Annotated in this window: 1 protein-coding gene; it reads left to right on the top strand. The window is 37.4% G+C overall.

Annotated features, from left to right (window positions below):
• The coding region (locus tag KVT34_RS30550; RefSeq protein WP_483311471.1) for a helical membrane plugin domain-containing protein at positions 1-257 on the top strand (257 nt) is incomplete at both ends.

Below are 257 nucleotides of genomic sequence, written 5' to 3'. Positions count from 1 at the left end.
AAAAGGTTCAGGAACAAGAATTAACTGGGGGAGAAATAAAACAGCAAAAATTAGATGGATTTAAAGAGCTTCTAGCAAATTATGAAGACGCCCTAAATCCAATGTTTTATATAGTAGGGGGATTGAATGATATTGGCATGCTAGAAGCAGCTAGTTCTATGCTAAAGGCGAAAGAACCAATCGCAAAAATTGTTTTTGGCCTAGTGCCCCGTGAGCCTGTTACAAATTTAATTAATAATATGATGGGTGCTGCAGGT

It is taken from the genome of Paenibacillus sp. GbtcB18 (assembly GCF_019091125.1).
In the GTDB taxonomy this organism is placed as follows: Bacteria; Bacillota; Bacilli; order Paenibacillales; family NBRC-103111; genus Paenibacillus_F; species Paenibacillus_F chitinolyticus.
Note: the sequence above shows the minus strand (reverse complement) of the source record. Positions and strands in the feature narration are given on the sequence as shown.